This window comes from Legionella sheltonii (assembly GCF_026191355.1).
In the GTDB taxonomy this organism is placed as follows: domain Bacteria; phylum Pseudomonadota; class Gammaproteobacteria; order Legionellales; family Legionellaceae; genus Legionella; species Legionella sheltonii.
In genome coordinates, this window is the sequence record NZ_JAPHOQ010000041.1 from 1 (window position 1) to 1,124 (window position 1,124).

Genomic DNA, 1,124 nt, shown 5'->3' on the forward strand with positions numbered 1-1,124 from the left:
ATAAAATCTTAAGTTTTTTTAACTATAATTTAATGAAAGTAAGCACTTTGGTTTTTTTATGAAATTAGGAATGCCTATTGTCCCTTACTCAAATAAGGATGCAGCTCATCTTGCCAATCAATATGCAAGAGCTTTTATCATAGAAGGGGCAACTCAACTTATTAATAATACTTATCCTATTGATAAGAATAAAAGCCTTAGTGAAGCAGTAAAAACTATAAGGGAAAAATCTCAAGAAGCTGCAAGCTCCTGGTTGGAGTTTGACTATTACATTTATGAATTTTACAAATCGATTGAATGCAGTAAAAAATATTCAATTGGAAATTGTAATGAGCTTTCTGAATTAGCCCTTGATTACATAGCTCATTATGCGCCTCATATCAACGCAGAAGTTTTTCAATTAGTAGGCGGCAATCACGTGGTCCTGGTTGTTGGGCGACAAAAAGGAAGTGTGATCCGAAGAAGCCAGAAACCTGGGGTAAGGATGCTTATATCTGTGATCCTTGGTCTGATGATGTATACCTTGCTTCAGAATATCTTTCTCGAACTAAAAACTATTATCAAGAATATGACGAGGTTTTAGATGTTTATACAAATCACGTAGAAGATCTTAATCCTTCCAAACATACTTTTAGCCCCATTAGAAATTATAATACCGACTACGTCAGAAAATATAATACTCAAGAACACATTGGTGCAGTATATGACCTTTTTCAAAAAAAGCAGCAACTGATTGTTGCAGCCGCAGTAAATTTGGAAAAGGCGCTTATAGAAATAGCTAATAAACTAGAAAAAAAATATGGTGTGAGTAATGAAAAATACCCAATTATCCAAAGTAAAATAAAACAATTAAAGAGCGCTACGCAACAGCTTACTCAAGATTTTGCAAAGCCTGTTGATGAGTCAAATAATTATTATGAAATTTTATCTCAATTAGATAAAACGCTGAGACAATCAATTAAAACCTATATTAAAGCAGCAGAAATAACAAAAGAAGAAGCTGTTGCCTTGGCTAAGCCTATTGAAAAAAATAGGCGACTTGGATTTTTTCAATCAAAAGACAATGTCGTATCAAAAATTAACGATGCTTTAGAAGCATCTAGTGATATGCTAAGAAAAGTTAC

Annotated in this window: 1 protein-coding gene and 1 pseudogene; both read left to right on the top strand. The window is 33.0% G+C overall.

Annotated elements, in window-relative coordinates:
• Positions 1-58 precede the first annotated feature (58 nt).
• On the top strand, positions 59-583 hold the full coding sequence (locus tag OQJ26_RS19250; RefSeq protein WP_265705282.1) for a hypothetical protein: 525 nt from the start codon (positions 59-61) through the stop codon (positions 581-583).
• Between the two features lie 170 nt (positions 584-753).
• A pseudogene (locus tag OQJ26_RS19255) lies at positions 754-1,124 on the top strand (hypothetical protein); the annotation flags it as partial.

What these genes read in the sequence shown, in the direction of transcription:
- OQJ26_RS19250 (WP_265705282.1), top strand. Translation starts at nt 59, where the DNA reads ATGAAATTAGGAATGCCTATTGTCCCTTACTCAAATAAGGATGCAGCT.